A 22,000-nucleotide genomic window follows, 5' to 3' on the forward strand; every position below is an offset into this window, starting at 1 on the left:
GTGAAGGAAGTTAAAAAAGCAGATAATACAAGAGAAATGATAGGGATAAAATGTTTTTTAGATTTTAAAGGTTGAAGATTATTTTTTGAAGGAGCATTGAAGGGAGTCATATTTGACCCCCCCCCCCCCATAGATATTTTGGGTATTATTTATTTTATCATTGTTGTTTTTCATTTTGAGATCCTTGATTTTTTGATTTATGTTTTTATATACATAAAACTGCACTAATTTTATTTTTAGACGCTCCATTTAAACATATTTTCATTTAAATAAAACTTAAAGAGTTATTAATAAAATTTGAAAATATGTTAGAAGAGATTTGGGCGAATTTCATCAATAATCTATGAATATTAGTATATATTATTTACTTAATAAAATATTTATTATCTTTTTTATATCAAAAAAATATAAAATTACAAATCTATCAAGCAAAAGGAATATTGTAAAAAATTGATAGATGGTGATTGTTGAAATTTAGTTTATAAACACTTAGGAACAGAACTTGCTTTTTGCTAAATAGCAACTTTCAATCAAAGGTTTCAAATGCAATCTGGTTATTACTCCGCTACTGGTGGAATGGTCACGCAATTCAATCGTCTTGATGTTATTTCGAATAATCTTGCCAATCTCAATACAACTGCATTCAAACGAGATGATGTAGTTATTGGGGATTTTTTGCGACTCTATCAAACACATCAAGAAACTCTCCCTATCAAGAACCAAACTAGAGATGCTGCAAAATATATCAACAGAAATCTAGATAGAGTCCCTATCATCTCTGAAGAATATACTGATAAAAGTATCGGAGCTATAAGTAAAACTGATAATCCTTTGGATTTCGCACTGCAAACACAAAATGCTTATTTTGCCATCCAAACCCCTGGTGGTGTGAAGTATACACGAGATGGTAGCTTTACAATAGGCACAGATGGTATGCTTAGCACCAAAGAAGGCTATCATGTTTTGAGTAGAGTAGGTCTTGATAATGAGGGTGGTATCATCATCGCACAAGGTATGGATATAGAAGCAGATAAAAATGGTAACCTTTATTTCAGGGATATAGCCAATGAAGGTATAGCAGAACCATTAGCTGCAGGATCAATAGCTATCGTGAGCTTTGCTAACCCAAAATACCTCAAAAAAGTTGGGAAAAATCTATATGAATACCCTCAAGATAAACTAGATGAAAGGGAAAACCTATTTACATCCAATGCACTCAATCAATATTTTGTCGAAAAAAGCAATGTGAATGCAGTGACTGAAATGACCAATCTCATAGAAACTAACAGACTAGTTGATATGTATTCTAGGGTATTGAAAACACATATGGATGACCTCAATACTGAAGCGATTAGCAAACTAGCTGTAAGGGCTTAGACTTGCTTTAGAACAGTAAATTAAGACCTTAAATATAAGTATTTTTGATAGATAAAAAAGTAGAGTGCGTTATTTGAATGTAGTGCCACCATCAATGACAATAGTCTGTCCTGTGAGCCAAGCACTTTGTGTATTGTCACATAAGAAAAATGCTGCACCAGCTAAATCTTCTGGAGTACCCATACGGTTTAAAGGAGATTGTTTTTCTACGGCTGCTTTGATTTCTTCATAATCAGGGAATGCTTTTAAAGCATCTGTATCTATAGGACCCCCGCTCACAGCATTGACTCGTATATTATCATCTCCAAGCTCGATGGCTGCGTATTTTACCATAGTTTCAACAGCATTTTTAGCATTGCCATGTCCAGAGTAATTAGGCATATAGACAAGATTACCTGTAGAACTCAAAGAAACAATAGCCCCTCCACCAACTTGCTTCATCCTTTTAGCAGCTTCTTGAGCACCAACAACAAATGCAAGCACAGTAGCTGTATAAATATTATTCAATCCCCTGGGTTTAAGCCTCATAAAAGGTGCAAATCCTCCAGCAACAGATTTGCCATAAATAATAGCATTAGAAATAAAAAAATCCACACGATTAAAATCAATATCAATTTTTTTAAAAAGCTCTATGTATTGTTCAGGTTCAAGGACATTTAAAGGATAATATTTGGCTTGAATGTTATATTTTTCTTCTACATCTTTGGCAATCTTTTGGGCTTCTTCTTCATTTTTATTATAAGTGAAAGCAACATTAACGCCATTTTGAGCAAATTTATAAAGTATAGCTTTTCCAATACCTCTTGTAGCTCCACTTATCACTAAAGTTTTACCCTTCATATAATCTGTTGTGCCTTGCATAATCGTCATTGTAATACCTCATAGTTTTGTAAGATTTTTTCTATTAAGTCTATATTTTCCTTACTTGGCATAACTAAAGGAAGTCTATACTCCAAATTTTTTATCAATCCAGCCAAATACATTGCAGCTTTGATAGGAATTGGATTGCTTTGACAAAACAAAACCCTATTTATATCATAAAGTTCATTATTAATTCTTTTAGAAAGGGCTAAATTTCCATTTAAGGCAGATTTTGTTAATTCTGAAATCTTATTGGGCAATAAATTTCCAGTCACTGAAATCACACCCCTACCACCATTTGCCAAAATAGGATAATTTATCGCATCTTCACCACTAAAAATAGCCATTTCATTCACATTCCAATCTAGCTCAACAATCCTCTCCATTGATCCAGAAGCTTCTTTGATAGCAAAGATATTTTTTATATCTCTAAAAAGCCTAATAACTGTCTCTACTTCAATATTCACACCCGTGCGACCCGGAACATTATAAAGCATCAAGGGGATTTCAACAGAATTAGCTACTGCTTTATAATGCTCATACAAACCCTCTTGAGAAGGTTTATTATAATAAGGACTGACGCATAAAATCCCATCAGCCCCACTTTTTTGGGCAAACCGGGCTAACTCTATAGCTTCAGCTGTTGAATTACTCCCTGCACCTGCAAGGACTTTTACGCCACTACCCTTGCAGACCTCAACAGCTATCTCAATACATCGCATATGTTCTTTGTGCGTTAAGGTGGCTGATTCTCCCGTCGTGCCTACAGGAACACAAGCATCCATTCCATACTTTATTTGTCTTTTTATCAAATAAGAATAAGCTTCCTCATCAATCAAAGAGTTTTTAAAAGGAGTGATCAAAGCACTCATTGCTCCGCTTAACATCATATACCTCTTATTTTTTCAAAATAACGCTCGTGGAAGCAGAAGGAATAAAATATTTATTCGCCACTGTTACAATATCTTTGATACTCAAAGCTTGATAATCATCTTGGTATGTTAATAGAGGCTTTATATCCCCTCTAGCAAAATAACCCCCAAACAAATCAGCAACACTTGATGAATCTTCTAATCCATAAATAAAACTAGCTTTATTGTTTACTTTTATCTTATCAAGTTGTTCTTGAGTGATTTTGCCTTTTTTGATATCATTTATTAGATCAAGGATAGCTTCTTTGATCTTTTGTGCTTCTACTCCTTGATTAGCTCCAGCGATAAATAAAAAAACTCCATTATCTTTAAGTTCCATATTATAAGCATAGACTTGAGAGGCTAATCTTTTCTTGTCCACAAGCTCACTTTGAAGTATACTACTTCTACCCATACTCAATAAGTCAGCTATGGCACTTAAAGCAACCTGATCTTTACTAATAAAATTAGGTATCTTATAACCTAAAGCTAACCATTCTAGCTCGGTATCTTTATGGATTATTGTCTCTCTTGCACCATCTTGAGGTGGCTCTTGCATATAAACTTCAGGGATAACATCAATCTTATTTTTTATCCCACCAAAATATTTTTCAACATCTTTGAATACAATTTTTGGATCAATATCCCCTGCTACCAGTACAAGAGCATTTTTTGGTTGATAATAGGTAGAGTGGAATTTCACGATATCATCAATCTTCCAATTTTGAATATCTTCCATAAACCCTATAGGTGTCCAATGATAAGGATGGTATACAAAAGCAGTATTGAAAAAACGAAAATATAAATAACCTGTTGGTGAATTGTCCGTTCTCCAACGTCTCTCTTCAGCAACCACATTACGTTCTGGTAAAAATTCATTTTCTTTGAGTGAGAGATTTTCCATGAGTTCAGCAAATAATTCTAAAGATTTGCCCAAATTTTCACTTGATGACTTAATATAGTAATGAGTGTAATCAAATCCAGTCGATGCATTGGTATCACCACCAAATTTTTTTACAATATCCATAAAATCGCCTGATTTTAGATTTTTAGTGGATTTGAAATTCATGTGTTCAAGCATATGTGCAATACCACTTTTACCCATGACCTCATTCCTTGAACCCACTTTATAAAAAACACTTGTTTCAATCACACCACTGCCATTTTTCATAGGCACCACGACTACCTGAAGTCCATTTTTTAACTCAATTTGCTCAAATTTTGGCAAAAATGATTGTGCCTTTGCTCCTAAACCCATCATTGCTCCTAAAACTAAAAAAATATAAACTAATCTTATCACGATAAATCTGCTCCTATAGCATCTTTGATACTCAAAAATCCATCTTTTTGTAATAATTCTACAATGCTTTGATTGATATCCTTACACAAAATAGGACCTTGAAAAACCAAGCTTGTCCAAATCTGCACTAAAGAAGCTCCCATTTTAATCCTCTTGTATGCTTCCTCACCACTATCAATACCACCAACAGAAATCAAAATTGTTTTCCCAAAAAATGCCTTAGCAAGCTGAGTGAATATTTCTGAGCTTTTTGATTTTAACACAGCTCCACTAATACCTCCAATCTGATTAGGCAAAGACAGCAAAGAATAATCAGTGGTTGTGTTTGTAGCAATGATCCCACTCGCACCATTTTCTATAGACTGCATACACACTTCAAGCATAACATCAATCTCCATATCTGGAGATATTTTTAAAAATATTGGTTTTTGAGTATGCTCTCTTGCCATCAAAAAAAGCTCTTTGACAAAAATACTATTTTGCAAATCTCTTAAATTTGGGGTATTAGGTGAAGATAAGTTGAAAACATAATAATCGCCAACTTCTAAAAAATCCTTCAAAACTTCTTCATAATTTTTCAAAGCATCTACAACAGGGATAGATTTATTCTTACCCAAATTTATCCCTATAGGCAACGCATAAGGATAAATCTGGCTTAGCCTTGAGGCAACTTTTATGGAACCTTCATTATTAAATCCCATTGCATTTTGCAAGCTTTCTTCTTTGAGATGACGGAACAATCTTGGCTTTGGATTACCATTTTGTGGCTGCTTGGTTAATGTACCAACTTCAATAAATCCAAAACCCAAAGCACTTAGCCCTCTAATCATTGTAGCATTTTTATCAAATCCAGCTGCCAAACCTATTGGGTTATAAAAATCCAAACCACAGATCTGGTTTTTCAAAACTTCATTTTCAAAACAAAAACTCCTTGCTAAAAATTCTTGAAATAAGATCGATTTTGAAGCCATTATAAGAAATTTTTCAGCAGCATAATGTGCATTTTCAGCATCTATTTTAAACAAAAAAGGACGAATTTTTTTATAAACAGACATCTAAAACCTTATTGTTATATGTTCTTTATATTCTACTCAAAAAACATTTAAGAATAAATAATTACAATTTTACTTGATGAGAAGAAAATTAAATCAAAAATAGCTTTTTGCTAACTGAACATATTCAGCAGCAGAATGCTTAATAGCATTGATTTCATTATCATTAAGCTCACGTATCAATCTAGCTGGATTACCCATTATGAGACTTTTTGGAGGGAAAACCTTATCTTTAGTAATAAGACTCCCTGCCCCGACAATACTCATTTTTCCAATATGCACTCCATCCATAACAATACTACCCATCCCTACAAGACAGAGATCTTCTATCCTGCAAGCATGGATGATACACTGATGCCCTATTGTCACATCCTCACCAATATAGACTGCACCATTATCCTTTTGATCAGGATAACCAACATGAATCACACTCAAATCCTGCACATTGCTTCTAGCACCAATTTTTATAAAACTCACATCGCCTCTCAATACACATCCATACCAAATACTACATTCTTGTGCTATCTCTACATTGCCTATAATAGAAGTATTATCAAAAATCATTGCACTGGATTTTATATCAGGTTTAGCACCCTTAAATGAAATAATATTCCCTCTCATAGCAAGTCTCCTTTTACTTTTTTTAAAAGTTTTTTTGAATATTCTTGTTCTATTTTGCCATTATTATAAATCTCATTCACATACATTTCAAATAAAAGCTGTGAACTCACAGGATTTTGCTTGGTAGTTATTTTATAATAATCTCCATTTTCTTTGAGTTCGTGGATTTGAACATTATCACTGAGTTGAATTTCTAATACCTCAAATAATCGTTTTGTAACCGATTCACAAGTCGAAGGAATAAGTAATTCAACCCTTCTTTCAAGATTTCTAGGCATTAAATCCGCACTTGAGAAATAAATCTGTTTGTCTGAATGGGCAAAATAATAAATCCTAGAATGCTCAAGATATTTCCCTATGATAGAGAATACCCTAATATTCTCACTAAAACCTTTTACATTAGGACGAAGACAACATACTCCTCGTATTATCAAATCTATTTTAACCCCTGCATTGGAAGCTTTGTAAAGGCAGCAAATAATATCTGCATCAACCAAAGCATTGGCTTTTAAAATAATCCTGCCTTCAGTGCCATATCTGATTTCATTTTCAATCAAAGAAATTATTTTTGGCTTGATTTGAATAGGTGCGACATACAAAACATCTAATTCTGTTTTGTATGAAGTGCCAATAGAAAGAGAATGGAAAAGCTTAACAACATCATTAGCGATCCCTTTGTGAGATGTAAACAAACTCACATCAGTATAAATTTTTGCTGAAATACCATTATAATTTCCTGTGCTTAAATGAACATATTCTTTAAGCTTATTGCCAATCTTACGGATTATTAATGCAGCTTTTGCATGCACTTTCAATCCAGGAACACCATAAATAACATGAGCTCCTGCAGATTCAAGTTCCTTTGCCCAATGCAAGTTATTTTCTTCATCAAACCTTGCCTTGAGTTCTACAAGCACTGTAACTTGTTTGTTCTCTGCAGCTTCTGTGAGGGCTTTGACAATAGGAGAATTTTTGCCCACTCTATAAAGTGTCATACGGATAGAAAGCACATCAGGGTCTTTGGCTGCACTTTGGATAAACCTCACAACAGAATCAAAACTCTCATAAGGATGAAATAACACAACATCTTGCTTGTCAATCGTATCAAAAATAGAAGGAGTATTGTCTAATGGAGGCAAGATCTTAGGATTAAAAGGAGGGATAGATAAATGAGCAAAATCCTTCCTTTCTACAAGCTCCCAAAATCCACTCAAATTCAAAGGAATATTGCTTGTATAAATATCCTCTTTTGAGACATTGATCTGTTTTCTAACAAACTCAAGTAAACTTTCATCCCCACTGCCAATCTGAAGCCTAACAATTTCACCTCTATTCCTAGCTTTGAGTCCTTCACTCATCAATGCAATAAAATCATCTGCTTCATCTTCTTCAATCTCAATATCTGCATTTCTAGTTACCCTAAAAGGGATATAACTCATCAATTCATACCCTTCAAATAAATCACCTGCAAATTCTCCTACGATCGTCTCAATGATCACGAAAATATTTTTGCCAACTTCAATGAATCGTCCCAAGACCCTTGGAATACGTATCATTCCATATTTTATCTCTCCATCTTCTTGACTCTTTAATTTCACTGCAATGCCAAAACTTAAGTTATTGAGGTGTGGGAAAGGATGAGTAGAATCCACCACTATAGGAACGATAATGGGGTATAAATAACTTTTAAAATATTTTTCTATCTCTATCTTTTGGATTTTATTCAATTGACTGAAACTTTTGATAATCAAATTAGCATTCACAAGACCTAACCTGATTTCATTAAAAACATCTTCAATCACAGCCTGTTCTTTATGTAAATAATCTCTAATGTATCCAAGTTGTTCTAAAGGAGTGAGTTTATCTGCTGCTACTTCAGATATCCTATTGGTATATAAACGTTTCAAACCAGCCACTCGAATCATATAAAATTCATCAAGATTTGTACCATAGATAGCCAAAAATTTTAGCCTTTCAAGCAAAGGTAATATAACATTTTTTGCTTCGTTTAGAACCCTTGTGTTAAACTTAAGCCAAGAAAGTTCGCGATTGAAAAACATCTTTGGGTCATTAAATTCCATTAATTTTCCTTAAATTTATTCATTTTTTCTCAATAAATTCTATCTAAAAACTTGGAATGAAAACTCTCTAACATTTAAAATAAATAAATTTGAACTCAATGTAAAACATCTATATACTTAAATACCTCACAAAAAATAATCTCAAAAAATCCGATATACTTTGTTGTGTATTTAACTTTTCAGTAATTTAAGGAGAAAATATGAAAAAAATAGGTTTAGCCCTGCTTATTGCCACGACAAGTTTATTTGGGATTGGTATAGGCAACTATCAAGTTAGTCCAGAAATTGGTGCGAATTTAAGCTATCAAAACGGAAAAAATAATTTTACATATGGTGGTTATGCAAGGATATGGCTTGGCGTATCTCGTATTGTCTTTGCTCCACAATTCAAATATGATGTCATCGCAAAACACAACAATGATTATTCCTACAAAAATATACAAGCAGGTGGACTCATTGGCTTTGATATCCCCATCCTTCCTATCACTCCTTATATTGGAGCTAGCTATTCAACTTTTGATGGCGTAGGGTTATCTGATACAGCTGCATTTAATTATGGCATCAAGATTCAAATCCCTTTGATCCACATTACAGTCGGTCTAGATGGTAGCTATCAAAAACCAAAAATAATTGGCGGTGGTCGTTATGAAATGAATCGTATAGGTGCAACAATAGGTTTAATCTTCTAAGAAAATTTTTCTATCATTTTTGCTACAATCCTCTTAAAATATTTCTAACTAGTTTTAAAGATTATCCTTTAAAACTAGCATTTCAAACCATAAGTCTTTTGGTATTGGATGATAAACTTAGAGGAAAAAAAATGCAAGAATTTATCACTATACTCAAAAAAAACGATGAATTAAAAATCATTGATACCCCTTTAGATGTTTACCTAGAAATCCCTCATTTAGCCTATATTGAGGTCAAAAAAAAAGATGGTGGGAAAGCCTTGCTTTTCACTCATCCAATAGACAAAAAAAATAATAAAACATTTGACATACCTGTCTTGATGAATGTTTTTGGCTCCTATAGACGACTTGAGCTTATCATCGGATCCCCTATTGAAAATATCCCCAATCACCTCAAAAAACTAATCAATTTTACACCACCAAAAGGTATAAAATCACTGCTTTCACAGATCAAAGATTTTTTATTCCTGCGGTATGTATTACCCAAACTTGTACGCTCTGTGCCGCCTTCACAAAATATCGTCATAAAAGATACTATCAACCTTTTTGACCTACCCATTCTAACGACTTGGGAAAAAGATGGTGGGGCATTTATCACAATGGGGCAAGTATACACTCAAAGCTTGGATGGAAAGAAAAAAAATTTAGGGATGTATCGCTTGCAAGTATATGATGAAAAACATTTAGGGCTACACTGGCAAATCCATAAAGATTCTAATCATTTTTTTCACGAATACAAAAAAGCAGGCATTAAAATGCCTGTCAGTATAGGAATTGGTGGCAATCCTCTGTATACTTGGTGTGGTCAAGCACCTTTGCCATATGGAATGTATGAATTAATGCTTTATGGCTTCATCAAAGGCAAAAATCCAAAAGTTTCAAAATGTATCACAAATCCTTTATCTGTGCCTTATGATTGTGATATTGTGATTGAAGGGTGGGTAGATCCTGAAAAAATGATGCTTGAAGGTCCTTTTGGTGATCATACCGGATTTTATACTCCCATTGAACCTTACCCTGTGTTGGAAGTGAGTGCTATCACGCACAAAAAATCTCCAATTTACTTAGCTACAGTCGTAGGAAAACCACCATTAGAAGATAAATATATGGGATATTTGACAGAAAGGGTATTTTTGCCATTGCTACAAACTAGTGCACATGGATTGATTGATTATTATATGCCTGAAAATGGTGTATTTCACAATCTTATTCTGGCAAAAATCGCACCAAGATACCCTGGACACAGCCAACAAATAATGCACAATTTTTGGGGAACTGGTCAGATGAGCTTTGTCAAACATGTTATTTTTGTCGATGAATCTGCCCCAAAACTCACTGACACACAAGCCATCACCGAACATATTTTAAATCATTTCTCCACAAATAATTTACTCATAACAGAAGGCATCTGTGATGCTCTTGATCATTCATCTCCTGATTATGCTTTGGGGGGTAAATTTGGAATTGATGCCACAAAAGCATCTCCAAAAAGAAATTTTGAACTCTATAGTGATGAAGAATTATTGATACTTATCCAAAAATATTTATCTGAAGCTATTATTTTAAAACAATACTTTGTCCATACTCAAAATCCTATCTGCATCATTGGCGTGAAGAAAACCAATCAAAGCATCATAAAAGCTTGCAATAATCTCAAAAAACTTCAAAATTCTTTAGCCATTGTCATCTGCGTTGATGCACATAAAAATGACTTAAACAATCCCTATATGTTGATATGGAGAATAACAAACAATATAGATGCCAAACGAGATATATTGATACACCAAAATACAATTTTTATTGATGCTACAGATAAAAATAAATCAGATAACTATTTGAGAGAATGGCCGCTAGAAACAGATTGTTCTGAAAATATCATTCAAAATCTTAGAGAAAAAGGACTTTTGGAAGGGATTTCTGAAGGTTTTATGAAACGATTTCAAATTTGTCAATCCCCTCATACTTAAAGGCAGTAAAATGAATCCTTTTAGAAAAAATCTTGATAATATCATCTCAAAGATCGAAAAGGCAAGGATTGCTTTCTCAAGGCATCAAATTGTCCATCTGATTGCTGTATCAAAATATGTCAATACCAATGATATACAAACCTTATATGATTGTGGACAAAGAGCATTTGGGGAAAATAAAATTCAAGACTTCAAAACCAAAGCAGATACTCTAAAAGAATTACCCTTACAATGGCATATGATAGGCTCTGTACAAGAAAATAAGATCAATGCTCTTCTTGCCTTAAAACCAGCCTTATTGCATTCTTTAGATTCACTAAAATTAGCTCAAGCGATTGAAAAACGTTGTGCAAGGGATAATTATAATTTGAAAGCCCTTTTACAAATCAATTCTTCAGAAGAGATAACAAAAAGCGGTGTAAAACCTCAAGAAGCTTTCCAAACTTATCTAAAAATCCTAAATGAATGTCCACATATCAAGCTTGAAGGATTGATGAGTATTGGTGCACATACTGAAGAAATAAAGAAAATTGAACAATCCTTTCAAATCACAAAAGATATTTTTGATAAACTTTCTAACTATGGGGCTAAAACTCTATCGATGGGCATGAGTTCAGATTTTGAAATCGCTATCTGCTACGGTGCAAATATGGTACGTATTGGCTCTGCATTATTTGAACGGTAAAACTTTTATTCAAGGAATTTTTTTGCCATTTTGATTTGGAGCATTTGTTTTTTTAGTATTTCTTGATCATTTTCAAGCATTTCAATTGCTTGAGAGATTAGTTCTTGGGCAATTAACATCTCTTCAATATCTTTGAATGAATCTGTAGGTAAATCAAGCACGAGTTCATAGGCTTTTTGTATATTTTTTTCTAAAATAGCAATTTTAAGATTATCTACCCAATTCATTCTGATAAATTTCCCTCCAAGCTTCAAGTAAGCCTTTAACAACATTGATTACTGTATCAATTTTTTCACAATTATTCTCTACATTTGCTTGAGTGAGTAATTTGATTTGGTGTGTATAAAGACCTGTCAAATAAACAGCAACTTCACCACCCTTATCATAATCAAGGATATTAAGCAATTCAGTAAAAATATCAGTAACTCGATTGATATAATAAATCTTTTTTTCAATATCTTGAAGCTCAATATGACGTCGAGCTTGAGAAGCAAATCTCAATATTCCTTCATAAAGCATTTCAATAAGCTTTGCTGGGGATTCTACAGAAACTGAATTTTGCTGGTATAGATTATAAGCAGCATTAGCACTTCGCATTGATTTTCCTTATTTTTTCTTAGCAACAGATTGATCAATCATCATTTGAACAGCATTAAACTGATTATTCGCCTTTGCAATTTGACCATCATAAGCAGCAAACCTTTCAGCCATTATGTCATAACGGGTTTTCAAAAGATCCATAGCACTTTCCTTATCTTTTTTGAGATTTTTAACATCTTTGTCTAAGGAATCTTCATATATTTTCAACTTTGCATTATTACCATCGACCAAATCAGACAAAACTTTATTAAATTTTACAAAAATACCATCTTGATGGATTTCTCTTCCTTCAAAGTTTTTCTTATCACTCCCATAAAAAAAATCTTGAACCTTCTTTGGGTCAGCATTCAAGGCAGCAGCAAGCTTAGACTCATCTAAACTCATTTGACTTTTATCATCAAGGCTCAAACCATATTTCATCAAACTTTCTAAATCGCCATCTACACTCATCGTATAAGAAAAAATATTATTAATAGTGGGACGAATTGTACGTATATCACCCACACCATTAAAAATACCTGCGACTTTTGTATCAACATCATAACGAGTCGTTTCATCAAGCTTGGGAACCAGCTCATTATAAGCTTTTACAAATTCTTTAATGTTATCAATAATAACTTGATTATCTCTGCCAATACTTATAATAGCTGGTTTGCCCGGTTCGGTCACACCTTGAAGAGTCAAAGATACACCATTAATGACATCATTGATCTCATTGGTTGGACGAGTAATAGACACTCCATTATAAGTAAATCTAGCATCAGAAGCACTTTGAAGATTTTTAAATTTAAAAATTTCACTTTCTAACTTTGAATAATCTTTTATCAAGCCTTCTTTTAAACCAATATCTTTGAGGGCATTTTTCCCAGCACTATCTTTAGCAGTGATTTTGACTTCCCCTACTTCTGAATTCAAAATCAATTTTCCATTGCCATCAGTTTTTGCATGCATACCTGCAATATTTTCAATCGCTTCAGCAATGATTTTAGCATTTTGTTCTGCAGTATTCTTTTTATTCGTCATCTTAGAAAGATCTAAAGGCACTGAACCAATATTTATAATCCCTTCTAATTGTCCTGACTTCACAGGAAGATTAGATTCTAATAAGGGGTCTTTTTGCGATTGGGTTTTTTCAAAACCTAATTCTGCAAGCTTCTTGCCCCCCAAAGAGACTTCATATCCTCTCCTATCATTGATAACCAAAGACTTCCCTCCATCTGAAAGTCCTACATTAATATCAGTATCAAGCAAATCTTTCAAATCTGGATTGTTTTTAATGGCTTCTTTAATCGCTTCTTTTAATGCTTGGGCTTTGTCTTGAACTGATATCTTCTCTTTTGTGCTAAAATCAATATTGATGGTTTGATCATTGCCCTCTTTGTCTTTAAAAGTTAAACTAAAATCACCATCTTTGAGTTCAATGGGTGTTTCACTTATTGGATTAGATATCAAAATAGAACCAAAATATATTCGACTATTTTCACCTGTATTTTTAGAATTGATCATTAATTGATAAGGTTTTGCACCACCAGTTTTCATTACAATACCTGTAACTTCACCTTTTGTAGTATCTGTAATTGCTTGGGCAACATCACCAAGACTCATACCAGCTTTAATATCAACAACATAATTCCTGCCATTGGTAAAAAATTTTAGTTTGACATCTTGATCACTAAAGGCATCATCCCTTGAAGAAAATTTAGTCCCAACTTCATTAATATCACCTTGTGCTATACTCTCAACATCAATCTTAATATCTTGTATGGGAACACCAGCACCGACACTAGCTTTGATGGCATCGCCACTAACACTACTTGTCCTAGCAATATAAGGAGAATAATCAGAAAGTGTTTTGACAGGAGATTTTAGGCTACTTATAAGGGTTTTTATTTCTACAAGCTCTTTTTGTTTTTCAACATTTTTTTCCATTTTTTTATCAATAGGATCAACCATGGACTTTTCATCAGCTTTTTTGAGCTTATCAATCACATCATAATTCAAAACATTGCTCCCTATACCAAGGGAGCTTAGTTTACCCATTGCCACAATGACTCCTTAAAGAATATCAGCCTTTTTTATCAAAAATAAGTCCAACAATATCATGCATTTTTTTCATCAGTTCAATAGCTTCTTTTGAAGGAATTTCACGGACGATTTTATCACCATCAACCTCTCTTACTGTCACAACTAAGCCCCTAATATCATCATTATAATTAAAATTTATATCTGTATTGATCCTCTTCATTTCTTTATTCAATTCACCACTAAGCAATATCAATTCCTGTTTTAGATCATCTTTTTGTTTCCCTTCATGATATGCTTCTATTTCTTGATCTTGTGTGATATTTGATATTTTTGCTTGATCTAACTTAATAGGTTTTCCTGCATTACTAGCCAGACTGATTAACTCATTGTGTAATGATGAAGGTTGCAACTTTTCTATCATTATTTTCTCCTTATTATTTAAAAATGCCTTTATTTATAATATTACATAACTAATATCGACAAATAAAAAAAGTTTTTTATTTACCTTATTTGTTTTTAGATATCATTTCCAAAGGATTGATGTGCTTATCTTTTTGCGTCACTTCAAAACCAAGCTTGCTTTGAATTCTGCCTATTACATAGCCTTTTGGTATTTTTATTCCTGGTTTAATAGTAGGGGCAATTTTATCAAGTTGAGAATAGATAGTATGGATTTCATTTTTATGTTCAATGATAACGACTTTTTTCAAAATTGGCACTTCTTTTGCATAAACAACCTTACCTTCAAGAATATTCCTAACAACTGCATTTGGAACTTTTGATACCAGGGTAACTGACTCATTGAATACTTTGAGTTTATAAACAGGATCAAAGTAAGGTCCAAATTTTTGTTCTACACTATAGGCAGCCAATGGCGAAATAGTTTTAGGTCCTTTATAATTGGTTGTAGAAATACTACGATAAGAGCTAGCTACCTGTTTGACATCCAAAGGTGCTTGTAAATCACTCAAAATATCAGGGTTGGATTTTACAGCTGCTTTTTTTCTTTCTTCTTCAGCTGCTTTTTTCGCCAACAATTCTTTTTCTTTGTTTTTTTTCAAAATATTCAAATTACTCAATATACTATCAAGACTTTTCCTTTCATCATCAATCGTCTTTAGTTTTTTGTCATAAGCTTTTAATTCAGATTCTAAATTTGCCATCATCTTTTTTTGTTGAGAAATCATTGTTTGAAGCTTTTGCTTTTTATCTTTTTGAGTGTTGATGAATGAAGAGATTTTACTAATACTGTTATTAATTTGAGAGATTTGAATGTTGGTATTTAACTCTTCTTGAGTGAGTTTTTCAATCTTATTTTTAGAATCCTTATTCAAACTCCTAAAAATCTCCTGCAATATGATATCATCAGGAGAAATGGGGCTTTGATGATTTAAAACCATGATAAAAGCCATATCCTTAATGATAATATTGGCAATATCATCTTGAATACGATTTTTCTTTTTTTCTAATTCATTCAAAGTCTTTTTATGTTCATTGAGGGTTTTTTCTTGAGTGAAATTTTCTGATTGATTTTTATTGATACTTTTTTGAACATTTTGGATTTGCTTGTCAAAATCTTTTATTTGCTGGTGTTTTTGATTGATTTTAGCACCTAGTGTGTTCAAAAGATTACTAATTTGAACCTTTTCTTGATTCTTTTTTTGTAATTTGGATTGATTGGTATTGATATTTTTATTGATTTCATCTATATTCACAGCAAATAAAAAAATTGATAAAAATAAAAATAAAAAAAATTTATTAATAAAAAACACTCATGCTCTCCTTTGAGAAACAATCACAACAAACACAGAAAATACCGAAATAATAATAGAAATCAATAAAAGCATTAAAAAATCATTACCAAATCTAAAAATACTCTCTTGTATCTCAAGGGCTTCAATCATCTCCTTAAAACTACTTTGCAACGACAAATAAAAAGTCCCTAAAGTAATGATAAAACTTGTGATGATTGAATCTATAATAGCTAATTGAAATAGGTTTCCATTTTTTATCCATATTGGAGCTCCCAAAAAGCTCATAATTTCCATCCTTTTACTGTGCTCAAAACGCCAAATCTGAATCTGTCTGATTATCAATAAAACAGATAAAATTGTAATCAAAGAAGCAAAAATCCAAATATTGAATTTGATTAAAAATAACAATCGATAGACTTGATTGTGTGTTTTACTAAAAGATTCTACTTTCAAGACAGATGGAATTTTTAAGAGAGTTTTTGTAATCAATTTGAGTTGTTTTTGATCAGGAAAAACAGAAAGCTTGAGCGAATAAAAATAAGGCAAATCTTTTTTGATATTGGAAATATTAGCCTCTGTCATATTTTGTTTCAAACGTTCAAGCAAAAAATCTGGATTGATCAATGTCAAATTCTTAGCTTCTTTAACATTTTTCACAATCAGATCAAAATTTATCTTTTCTTGAGTTGCCAATAAGATAGAATAACTTTGTGATAATTTATTTTCTTTTATGGATATAGCACGATTGACCAAAACAATACTCTCAAGACTAAAAAGCAATGCAAATAACGGGATAATCAATGAAAAATGTCTCTTAAGAGTATTCATATACTTCTCCATCTTTGATATTAAGTTTTCTATATGCAATATTCAAACGATCTGGTATCCTATGGGTGACAACAACAACGGTAACATCAAGTTGTTCATTGGCACTTTTTAATAAGCTCCAAATCATATCGCTTGAATAATCATCAAGATTTCCAGTAGGTTCATCAGCCAATATCAATAAAGGTCGATGTGCGATAGCCCTAGCCATAGCAACCCTTTGCTGCTCCCCTCCACTTAGCTCCAAAGGATAACGATTTGCTTTATAAAGCAAATCAACATGAGAGAGTAATTTTTCAATCTGTGCATCACAAACTTCTTTTTTATAGCCACTGATAAGCATTGGTAAACGGATATTCTTCTCAACACTCCATTCTTCAATCAATTTATAATCTTGAAATACAATCCCAATATTCCTACGTAGTTCGTTCACAATACTTTTATTCGCAAAAGCCATATTGACATGACACACTTCCAAACTACCATCAAATATTTGCAACCCACCATACAAAGATTTTAAAAGAGTACTTTTTCCACTCCCACTAGCTCCTGAAATAAAAACAAAATCTTTTTGTTCAATCTCAAAATTCGCATTTTTAATAATTGGTTCGTTTTTTTTATAGCCTAAATATAAATCCTTTGCTCGAATAATAAAATTCATTTATCCTCCGCCAATAATTTTAATAACTCTTGATGAGCCATTACATTTGCACAAGTTGCTAAAGGTTTCTCTCCAAAATAGAAAGCTTCTTGATTTTTTTTATCAAAAATAACCATTTTATTCACAGGCTGATTAAAATTTCCAAAACTAACTGATAAAATGACTTTATCTTGAGTTTTAAAAACATCACAAATATGTAAAAAATAATCTTGTCTAACGATTTTTTGGGATTCACATATTGATTCTTTTATATCAAAAAAATCAAAATTAAAATCATACTCTATTTTTTGTTCTTTGTCCTCTTTGAGACAAAAAACCTTTAAATCAAATATATTTTTTTGTTGCCTTTGCCATCTTGCTTCATATTTGCTCACAATAGTATTTGATAGATTTTTTGCCACTTCTATTCTAACATTTTTTTCACTCAAGATTGATTCAAAAACATCTTTAAAATAAACCTCATCATCGGTCCTAAAATGCAACATAGAATCCTTTTTCAGCACCCTCATAGCCTCATTCATCAATGCTGGGACAATAACCCTGCGATGAGGTTTTTTATTCCAAGGAATGGGGAAATGTATATAAATAGCTTGGCATCGATTTGAAGGTAATATTTCAAGCAAAATCCTAGCATCCATACACACAACAAAAATATTTTTCAAATCAAGTAATTGTACTTGTCTTAAAATTTGTTCAATAGAAGGGGTATGGATTTCAACACCAATATATTTTTGATCTGGATTTTCTTGTGCCATTTTTAGCAAATGTCTGCCTGATCCAAATCCAATTTCAATACAAAAATCATTCAGTTCCATACTCATTATTTGACTTGGTTTGAGTAAAAAATCACTTTGATTGGTCTGTTTTGAAGAATCTTCATTTAGGTTATGAGAAATCACACAAGCTCTTTTTGCTAAGACCCTCAAAGCGCCTTTGAGTATACCTGTAGGGTTTGGCTTGGTATTTTTTTCAGCTTTGATTAAAATATCTTTTTTTCGTTCCACTTCCCGCAAAAAAAATATATGTTTGCCATAAGAAATACATATTAAAGATTCATTTGGTTTCCTTAAGCTCCTAGCCTGATATAAAAACTCATAACCATCTTCTGAAAATGGAGTTTGCAAAAACAAATCTTTGGCTAAAAAATGGGGCATAAACTACCTATTAATAAGAAGCTCGACAGCCTTGCTTGGAGCAGACTCTAACCCATTTACATCCACACTCACAACCTGATAACGATATTTTTTGCCAGCAACCATATCTTTGTCAATAAATTCATTTTTTGTGATATCTGAAAAACGCAGTGGCTTGGAAGAAAAACTACCTTCAAAACGATACACAGCATAACTTTTAACTCTAGGACTGCTTATTTTATCCCATTCAATGATAGCTTGACCATTCTGTATTACACCTTTTGTGATTACAGGTATAGGAGGAGGAGATAAAGTAGCTCCTTTCACAGCACCCAAAGGCATCTCACCCTCAATCCCAGCAGAGTCTAATGCAACGATTTTATAAAATCTTTCTGCCCCATTTGATTGAAGATTATCAGTATAAGTTGTACTTTTGGTTTCTGCTATCATTTTAAAATTATCTTTCAAAGAAGGGGCTGCATAAACCCTATAATTGACAATATCTTTTTGAGGAGACTTATCCCAATCAATTTTTATCTTTTGAGGCAAATCATTACTTGCTTTGACCCCAGTAATAGAAATAGGTTTGGCTTTTGTTTTTCCAATAGCTACCACACTAGGTAAAGATTTTGCTCCTTCAAAACTTTCTGCGATGACTCGATATCTATACTCTTTACCATCTTGTAAATCTTTATCAAAATATTCTACATAAAGTCTATTTTTAACCACACCAATATTTAAAAATTTTCCTCTTTCATCCTGTCTTTGTATAATATATTTTGAAATACTAGGGTTAGGATGAGGACTCCAGATAATCTTGATTTGTTTAGCATAATCATTACTTGCAAATACACTTTCTACAGCATCTATAAAAGAGGTTTTTATACGGATAGCAGGAGAATGTGGTGAAACAAAACCATTTTTTCCCAATGAAGACATTTCATAAGCATAAGGTGTTTGTGGCATCAGAGCATCATCATAATAATGTGTGGCTAAAGGATTTTTAATCGTAGCAATTTTTTTTATATTTCCATTTTTTTCAACCCTATAAAGGACAAATCCTTGTATTGAAGAGGGATTATCTATCATATCCCATTCAAAGCCAACAGATTTAACATCATTAATCGTTTTTATATTTTTTATCATAGGTAAACTGGGGTCTATCTTATCTTGACTGCCAAAAAGAGTTAAAACATTATTCTGCATAGATGCACAACCAGCAAGTAAACTAAATAGTATTAAAATAATATAATATAAAATCTTCTTTTGTAACTTCATTTAAATTCGCTCCATCAAAATTCTGTGCCAAAAATTCTAGCATATCATCAAAAACAGGAACTTTAAAGAACATTTTTTTACCCGTAGTAGGATGGATAAAGTAAATCAAATAAGCATGTAAAAGCATTCGTGTATTCAAAATATCCTTCTTGCCATAAACTTTATCACCAATAATATGTTTACCAAGTGCTTCTAAATGTACGCGAATTTGATGTGTCCTGCCTGTGTATAATTTTGCTGCTACAAGGCTCATAGAACTATCCTTGCTATCTAATAATGGTAAAAAATCACTCTTAGAATACCTTGAAGGAATATTTTTTCGCCTAAAAGTATCAATATTTGCCATTTTGAGACGATTTTTTGGATTCCTACCTATTTGACATTCAAAAACAATTTTTTCTTTGATATTCCCTTCAATCACTGCAAGATAATACCTCCCCATATCTCTATTTTTAAGCTGCTCTGAAAGCTTCATATGTGCATTATTATTTTTAGCAATTAAGAGTGCTCCACTGGTATCTTTATCAAGCCTATGGACAATACCATAACGTTCCTCGCCACTCAAGTTTGAAAGTAAAAATCCCTTTGAAGAAAGCCAATCAACTAAAGTAAAATCTTTCACACTCGGTGCAGGATGTATGACAATTCCAGGTGGTTTATTCAGTATTAAGATATCTTCATCTTCATAAATTATAGCTACATCAATATCAACCAGTGGTTTTTCATAATCAATAGCATTAGGCTTTAAAACGATGATTTTATCACCTATTTTAAGCTTTTGACCACCTTTTTTACAAACCAAACCATTAAGAAAAACTAAAGAGTTTTTGATCAAATGCAGTGCTTGATTTTTAGAAATTTTGAGTTTTACAGACAAAAATTCATCCAAACGTTTATGAAAATCTTTGATTTCAAATATTTGATCCATTGCCTTATCCACCCATTTTTGCTAAAATCGTTTAAAATTATTCAAAAGTTAAATAAAATGATTGATAGGCGGATTTTAACACATTTTGACTTCTTACTCCTACTGATTATCTTACCCATCATCAGTATGTCATTTTTCCTCATCAATGAAGCTAATGAAGCAATGAGCATCAAGCAGGCTTTTTACATTGCTGGAGGATTTGCACTTTTTTGGATTATTTTTTTACTCCCATTCAGGAGCATGAATAAGATCATCGTAGTTTTTTATTGGTTGTGTATTGTATTGCTTTTATTAGTCGATTTTTATGGCATCACCAAATTAGGAGCACAACGTTGGATCGTTATACCCGGAATAGGAGTTTCACTACAACCTAGTGAACCTATCAAAATAGCTATCATTTTAATGCTTGCTAATATCATCTATTACAATCCACCGCCAAGAAGTGGATACCTCTGGAAAGATTTCTTCAAAATTAGTTTTTATATTATCCTTCCTTTTTTGCTTATCCTAAAGCAACCTGATTTAGGCACTGCTATCGTTATTTTAATCATGGGTTTTGGGGTTTTATTTTTGGTAGGGGTCAATTATAAAATATGGCTCTCCATCCTAATTGTGGTTTTAATCGCCTCACCATTGATATATGGATCTCTGCATGATTATCAACGTAAAAGAATCCATGACTTCATTTCAGAAAGCCCAAGCTATCACGTTAGGCAATCAGTCATCACTATTGGCTCGGGTGGTCTTTTGGGCAAATCAAAAGAAAACTCCACGCAAACACAATTCAAATTCCTACCGATTGCAACGAGTGATTTTATATTCGCCTACTATATTGAGAGATTTGGATTTTTTGGTGGGATAATCTTATTGGGTCTGTATATTGGAATGATTTTACATATCCTATCGTTTTGTTTTGTCAATAAAAAGGATTATCGTTTGCGTGTATGTGCAAGTGGGACAGCTATCTTAATCTTTGTTTATACAAGCGTAAATATTGCGATGACAATGGGACTGGCACCTGTTGTTGGAATCCCCTTGCCAATGTTCAGTTATGGAGGGAGTAGTTTCATCACATTCATCATTCTTTTAGCCATACTTGAAAACCTACTTGCCTTTAGATTCAATTTTGAGTATAATTCCAACCCTTTTAAAAATATCAGCAAAAAGGGACCCTTAGCTCAGCTGGTTAGAGCGCTCGGCTCATAACCGATCGGCCGCAGGTTCGAGTCCTGCAGGGTCCACCACTACCTAC

Annotated in this window: 21 protein-coding genes and 1 tRNA gene; 6 read left to right on the top strand and 16 right to left on the bottom strand. The window is 32.7% G+C overall.

Translation table 11 applies throughout. From position 1 onward, the window contains the following. Positions 1-543 precede the first annotated feature (543 nt). The gene (locus BKH44_RS06300) at positions 544-1,377 is read left to right on the top strand and encodes a flagellar hook-basal body protein (RefSeq protein ID WP_095271360.1); all 834 of its coding nucleotides are present in this window, start codon (positions 544-546) and stop codon (positions 1,375-1,377) included. 69 nt (positions 1,378-1,446) lie between these two features. On the opposite strand, the gene BKH44_RS06305 is transcribed toward BKH44_RS06300, so the two are convergent. The 6 genes from BKH44_RS06305 to BKH44_RS06330 form a co-directional block, all read right to left on the bottom strand. Continuing rightward, positions 1,447-2,217 carry an enoyl-ACP reductase gene (locus tag BKH44_RS06305; RefSeq protein ID WP_180674135.1) on the bottom strand — a complete coding sequence of 257 codons (771 nt, stop codon included), beginning with the start codon at positions 2,215-2,217 and terminating at the stop codon, positions 1,447-1,449. Between the two features lie 26 nt (positions 2,218-2,243). Further along, positions 2,244-3,125 carry a 4-hydroxy-tetrahydrodipicolinate synthase gene (gene dapA / locus BKH44_RS06310; protein ID WP_095271366.1) on the bottom strand — a complete coding sequence of 294 codons (882 nt, stop codon included), beginning with the start codon at positions 3,123-3,125 and terminating at the stop codon, positions 2,244-2,246. A gap of 10 nt (positions 3,126-3,135) precedes the next feature. Beyond that, positions 3,136-4,407, bottom strand: a complete 1,272-nt coding sequence (locus BKH44_RS06315) for a pitrilysin family protein (RefSeq protein WP_257842612.1) — start codon at positions 4,405-4,407, stop codon at positions 3,136-3,138. Positions 4,408-4,445: 38 nt separating this feature from the next. Next, positions 4,446-5,504, bottom strand: coding sequence for a quinone-dependent dihydroorotate dehydrogenase (locus BKH44_RS06320; protein ID WP_095271369.1), 1,059 nt, complete (start codon positions 5,502-5,504; stop codon positions 4,446-4,448). 93 nt (positions 5,505-5,597) lie between these two features. Then, positions 5,598-6,122, bottom strand: a complete 525-nt coding sequence (locus tag BKH44_RS06325; protein WP_180674132.1) for a gamma carbonic anhydrase family protein — start codon at positions 6,120-6,122, stop codon at positions 5,598-5,600. Then, positions 6,119-8,203: an RNA degradosome polyphosphate kinase gene (locus BKH44_RS06330; protein ID WP_095271372.1), complete on the bottom strand. Its 2,085-nt coding sequence runs from the start codon at positions 8,201-8,203 to the stop codon at positions 6,119-6,121. Before BKH44_RS06330 ends, BKH44_RS06325 begins: the two co-directional genes overlap by 4 nt. A gap of 200 nt (positions 8,204-8,403) precedes the next feature. On the opposite strand from BKH44_RS06330, the gene BKH44_RS06335 reads away from it, so the two are divergent. The 3 genes from BKH44_RS06335 (at position 8,404) to BKH44_RS06345 (ending at position 11,544) form a co-directional block, all read left to right on the top strand. Further along, on the top strand, positions 8,404-8,892 hold the full coding sequence (locus tag BKH44_RS06335; RefSeq protein ID WP_095271375.1) for a hypothetical protein: 489 nt from the start codon (positions 8,404-8,406) through the stop codon (positions 8,890-8,892). 131 nt (positions 8,893-9,023) lie between these two features. Then, positions 9,024-10,859, top strand: a complete 1,836-nt coding sequence (locus BKH44_RS06340) for a menaquinone biosynthesis decarboxylase (protein ID WP_095271377.1) — start codon at positions 9,024-9,026, stop codon at positions 10,857-10,859. 10 nt (positions 10,860-10,869) lie between these two features. Next, entirely contained in the window at positions 10,870-11,544 is a 675-nt protein-coding gene (locus BKH44_RS06345) for a YggS family pyridoxal phosphate-dependent enzyme (protein WP_095271379.1), read from the top strand. Between the two features lie 5 nt (positions 11,545-11,549). On the opposite strand, the gene BKH44_RS06350 is transcribed toward BKH44_RS06345, so the two are convergent. The 10 genes from BKH44_RS06350 to BKH44_RS06395 form a co-directional block, all read right to left on the bottom strand. Next, a complete protein-coding gene (locus BKH44_RS06350) occupies positions 11,550-11,771 on the bottom strand; it encodes a hypothetical protein (protein ID WP_095271381.1) in 222 nt (73 codons plus the stop codon). Beyond that, the gene (gene fliS / locus BKH44_RS06355; RefSeq protein ID WP_095271384.1) at positions 11,755-12,141 is read right to left on the bottom strand and encodes a flagellar export chaperone FliS; all 387 of its coding nucleotides are present in this window, start codon (positions 12,139-12,141) and stop codon (positions 11,755-11,757) included. Before fliS ends, BKH44_RS06350 begins: the two co-directional genes overlap by 17 nt. A gap of 9 nt (positions 12,142-12,150) precedes the next feature. Beyond that, positions 12,151-14,190: a flagellar filament capping protein FliD gene (fliD, locus tag BKH44_RS06360; RefSeq protein WP_095271387.1), complete on the bottom strand. Its 2,040-nt coding sequence runs from the start codon at positions 14,188-14,190 to the stop codon at positions 12,151-12,153. A gap of 19 nt (positions 14,191-14,209) precedes the next feature. Next, positions 14,210-14,590, bottom strand: a complete 381-nt coding sequence (locus BKH44_RS06365) for a FlaG family protein (RefSeq protein ID WP_095271389.1) — start codon at positions 14,588-14,590, stop codon at positions 14,210-14,212. Between the two features lie 85 nt (positions 14,591-14,675). After that, a complete protein-coding gene (locus tag BKH44_RS06370) occupies positions 14,676-15,941 on the bottom strand; it encodes a peptidoglycan DD-metalloendopeptidase family protein (RefSeq protein WP_257842613.1) in 1,266 nt (421 codons plus the stop codon). Beyond that, on the bottom strand, positions 15,942-16,751 hold the full coding sequence (locus BKH44_RS06375) for a cell division protein FtsX (RefSeq protein WP_095271392.1): 810 nt from the start codon (positions 16,749-16,751) through the stop codon (positions 15,942-15,944). After that, positions 16,738-17,409, bottom strand: a complete 672-nt coding sequence (locus BKH44_RS06380) for an ABC transporter ATP-binding protein (protein WP_095271395.1) — start codon at positions 17,407-17,409, stop codon at positions 16,738-16,740. The genes BKH44_RS06375 and BKH44_RS06380 overlap by 14 nt, the downstream gene beginning before the upstream one ends. Further along, complete coding sequence (trmB, locus tag BKH44_RS06385; RefSeq protein WP_095271398.1) at positions 17,406-18,563, bottom strand: tRNA (guanosine(46)-N7)-methyltransferase TrmB; 1,158 nt, start codon at positions 18,561-18,563, stop codon at positions 17,406-17,408. Before trmB ends, BKH44_RS06380 begins: the two co-directional genes overlap by 4 nt. 3 nt (positions 18,564-18,566) lie before the next feature. Continuing rightward, positions 18,567-19,820 carry a fibronectin type III domain-containing protein gene (locus tag BKH44_RS06390; protein ID WP_095271401.1) on the bottom strand — a complete coding sequence of 418 codons (1,254 nt, stop codon included), beginning with the start codon at positions 19,818-19,820 and terminating at the stop codon, positions 18,567-18,569. Then, complete coding sequence (locus BKH44_RS06395) at positions 19,771-20,748, bottom strand: RluA family pseudouridine synthase (protein WP_095271403.1); 978 nt, start codon at positions 20,746-20,748, stop codon at positions 19,771-19,773. Before BKH44_RS06395 ends, BKH44_RS06390 begins: the two co-directional genes overlap by 50 nt. A 57-nt stretch (positions 20,749-20,805) precedes the next feature. Between BKH44_RS06395 and BKH44_RS06400 the strand changes: the two genes are divergently transcribed. Beyond that, entirely contained in the window at positions 20,806-21,954 is a 1,149-nt protein-coding gene (locus BKH44_RS06400; RefSeq protein ID WP_095271489.1) for an FtsW/RodA/SpoVE family cell cycle protein, read from the top strand. Next, positions 21,916-21,992: transfer RNA gene (locus tag BKH44_RS06405), tRNA-Ile, on the top strand. Before BKH44_RS06400 ends, BKH44_RS06405 begins: the two co-directional genes overlap by 39 nt. The last annotated feature ends 8 nt before the right edge of the window (positions 21,993-22,000 follow it).

Origin of the sequence: Helicobacter sp. 13S00477-4 (assembly GCF_002272785.1) — a bacterium.
GTDB lineage: Bacteria > Campylobacterota > Campylobacteria > Campylobacterales > Helicobacteraceae > Helicobacter_J.

Excerpts from the sequence above, each read along its gene's own strand:
- BKH44_RS06320 (WP_095271369.1), bottom strand. The coding sequence starts at position 5,504 with ATGTCTGTTTATAAAAAAATTCGTCCTTTTTTGTTTAAAATAGATGCT.
- BKH44_RS06390 (WP_095271401.1), bottom strand. The coding sequence starts at position 19,820 with ATGAAGTTACAAAAGAAGATTTTATATTATATTATTTTAATACTATTT.
- BKH44_RS06400 (WP_095271489.1), top strand. The coding sequence starts at position 20,806 with ATGATTGATAGGCGGATTTTAACACATTTTGACTTCTTACTCCTACTG.
- BKH44_RS06315 (WP_257842612.1), bottom strand. The coding sequence starts at position 4,407 with ATGGGTTTAGGAGCAAAGGCACAATCATTTTTGCCAAAATTTGAGCAA.
- BKH44_RS06350 (WP_095271381.1), bottom strand. The coding sequence starts at position 11,771 with ATGAATTGGGTAGATAATCTTAAAATTGCTATTTTAGAAAAAAATATA.
- BKH44_RS06365 (WP_095271389.1), bottom strand. The coding sequence starts at position 14,590 with ATGATAGAAAAGTTGCAACCTTCATCATTACACAATGAGTTAATCAGT.
- fliS (WP_095271384.1), bottom strand. The coding sequence starts at position 12,141 with ATGCGAAGTGCTAATGCTGCTTATAATCTATACCAGCAAAATTCAGTT.
- BKH44_RS06330 (WP_095271372.1), bottom strand. The coding sequence starts at position 8,203 with ATGGAATTTAATGACCCAAAGATGTTTTTCAATCGCGAACTTTCTTGG.
- BKH44_RS06375 (WP_095271392.1), bottom strand. The coding sequence starts at position 16,751 with ATGAATACTCTTAAGAGACATTTTTCATTGATTATCCCGTTATTTGCA.
- BKH44_RS06335 (WP_095271375.1), top strand. The coding sequence starts at position 8,404 with ATGAAAAAAATAGGTTTAGCCCTGCTTATTGCCACGACAAGTTTATTT.
- BKH44_RS06395 (WP_095271403.1), bottom strand. The coding sequence starts at position 20,748 with ATGGATCAAATATTTGAAATCAAAGATTTTCATAAACGTTTGGATGAA.
- dapA (WP_095271366.1), bottom strand. The coding sequence starts at position 3,125 with ATGTTAAGCGGAGCAATGAGTGCTTTGATCACTCCTTTTAAAAACTCT.
- BKH44_RS06340 (WP_095271377.1), top strand. The coding sequence starts at position 9,024 with ATGCAAGAATTTATCACTATACTCAAAAAAAACGATGAATTAAAAATC.
- BKH44_RS06305 (WP_180674135.1), bottom strand. The coding sequence starts at position 2,217 with ATGAAGGGTAAAACTTTAGTGATAAGTGGAGCTACAAGAGGTATTGGA.
- BKH44_RS06345 (WP_095271379.1), top strand. The coding sequence starts at position 10,870 with ATGAATCCTTTTAGAAAAAATCTTGATAATATCATCTCAAAGATCGAA.
- BKH44_RS06300 (WP_095271360.1), top strand. The coding sequence starts at position 544 with ATGCAATCTGGTTATTACTCCGCTACTGGTGGAATGGTCACGCAATTC.
- BKH44_RS06380 (WP_095271395.1), bottom strand. The coding sequence starts at position 17,409 with ATGAATTTTATTATTCGAGCAAAGGATTTATATTTAGGCTATAAAAAA.
- BKH44_RS06325 (WP_180674132.1), bottom strand. The coding sequence starts at position 6,122 with ATGAGAGGGAATATTATTTCATTTAAGGGTGCTAAACCTGATATAAAA.
- trmB (WP_095271398.1), bottom strand. The coding sequence starts at position 18,563 with ATGCCCCATTTTTTAGCCAAAGATTTGTTTTTGCAAACTCCATTTTCA.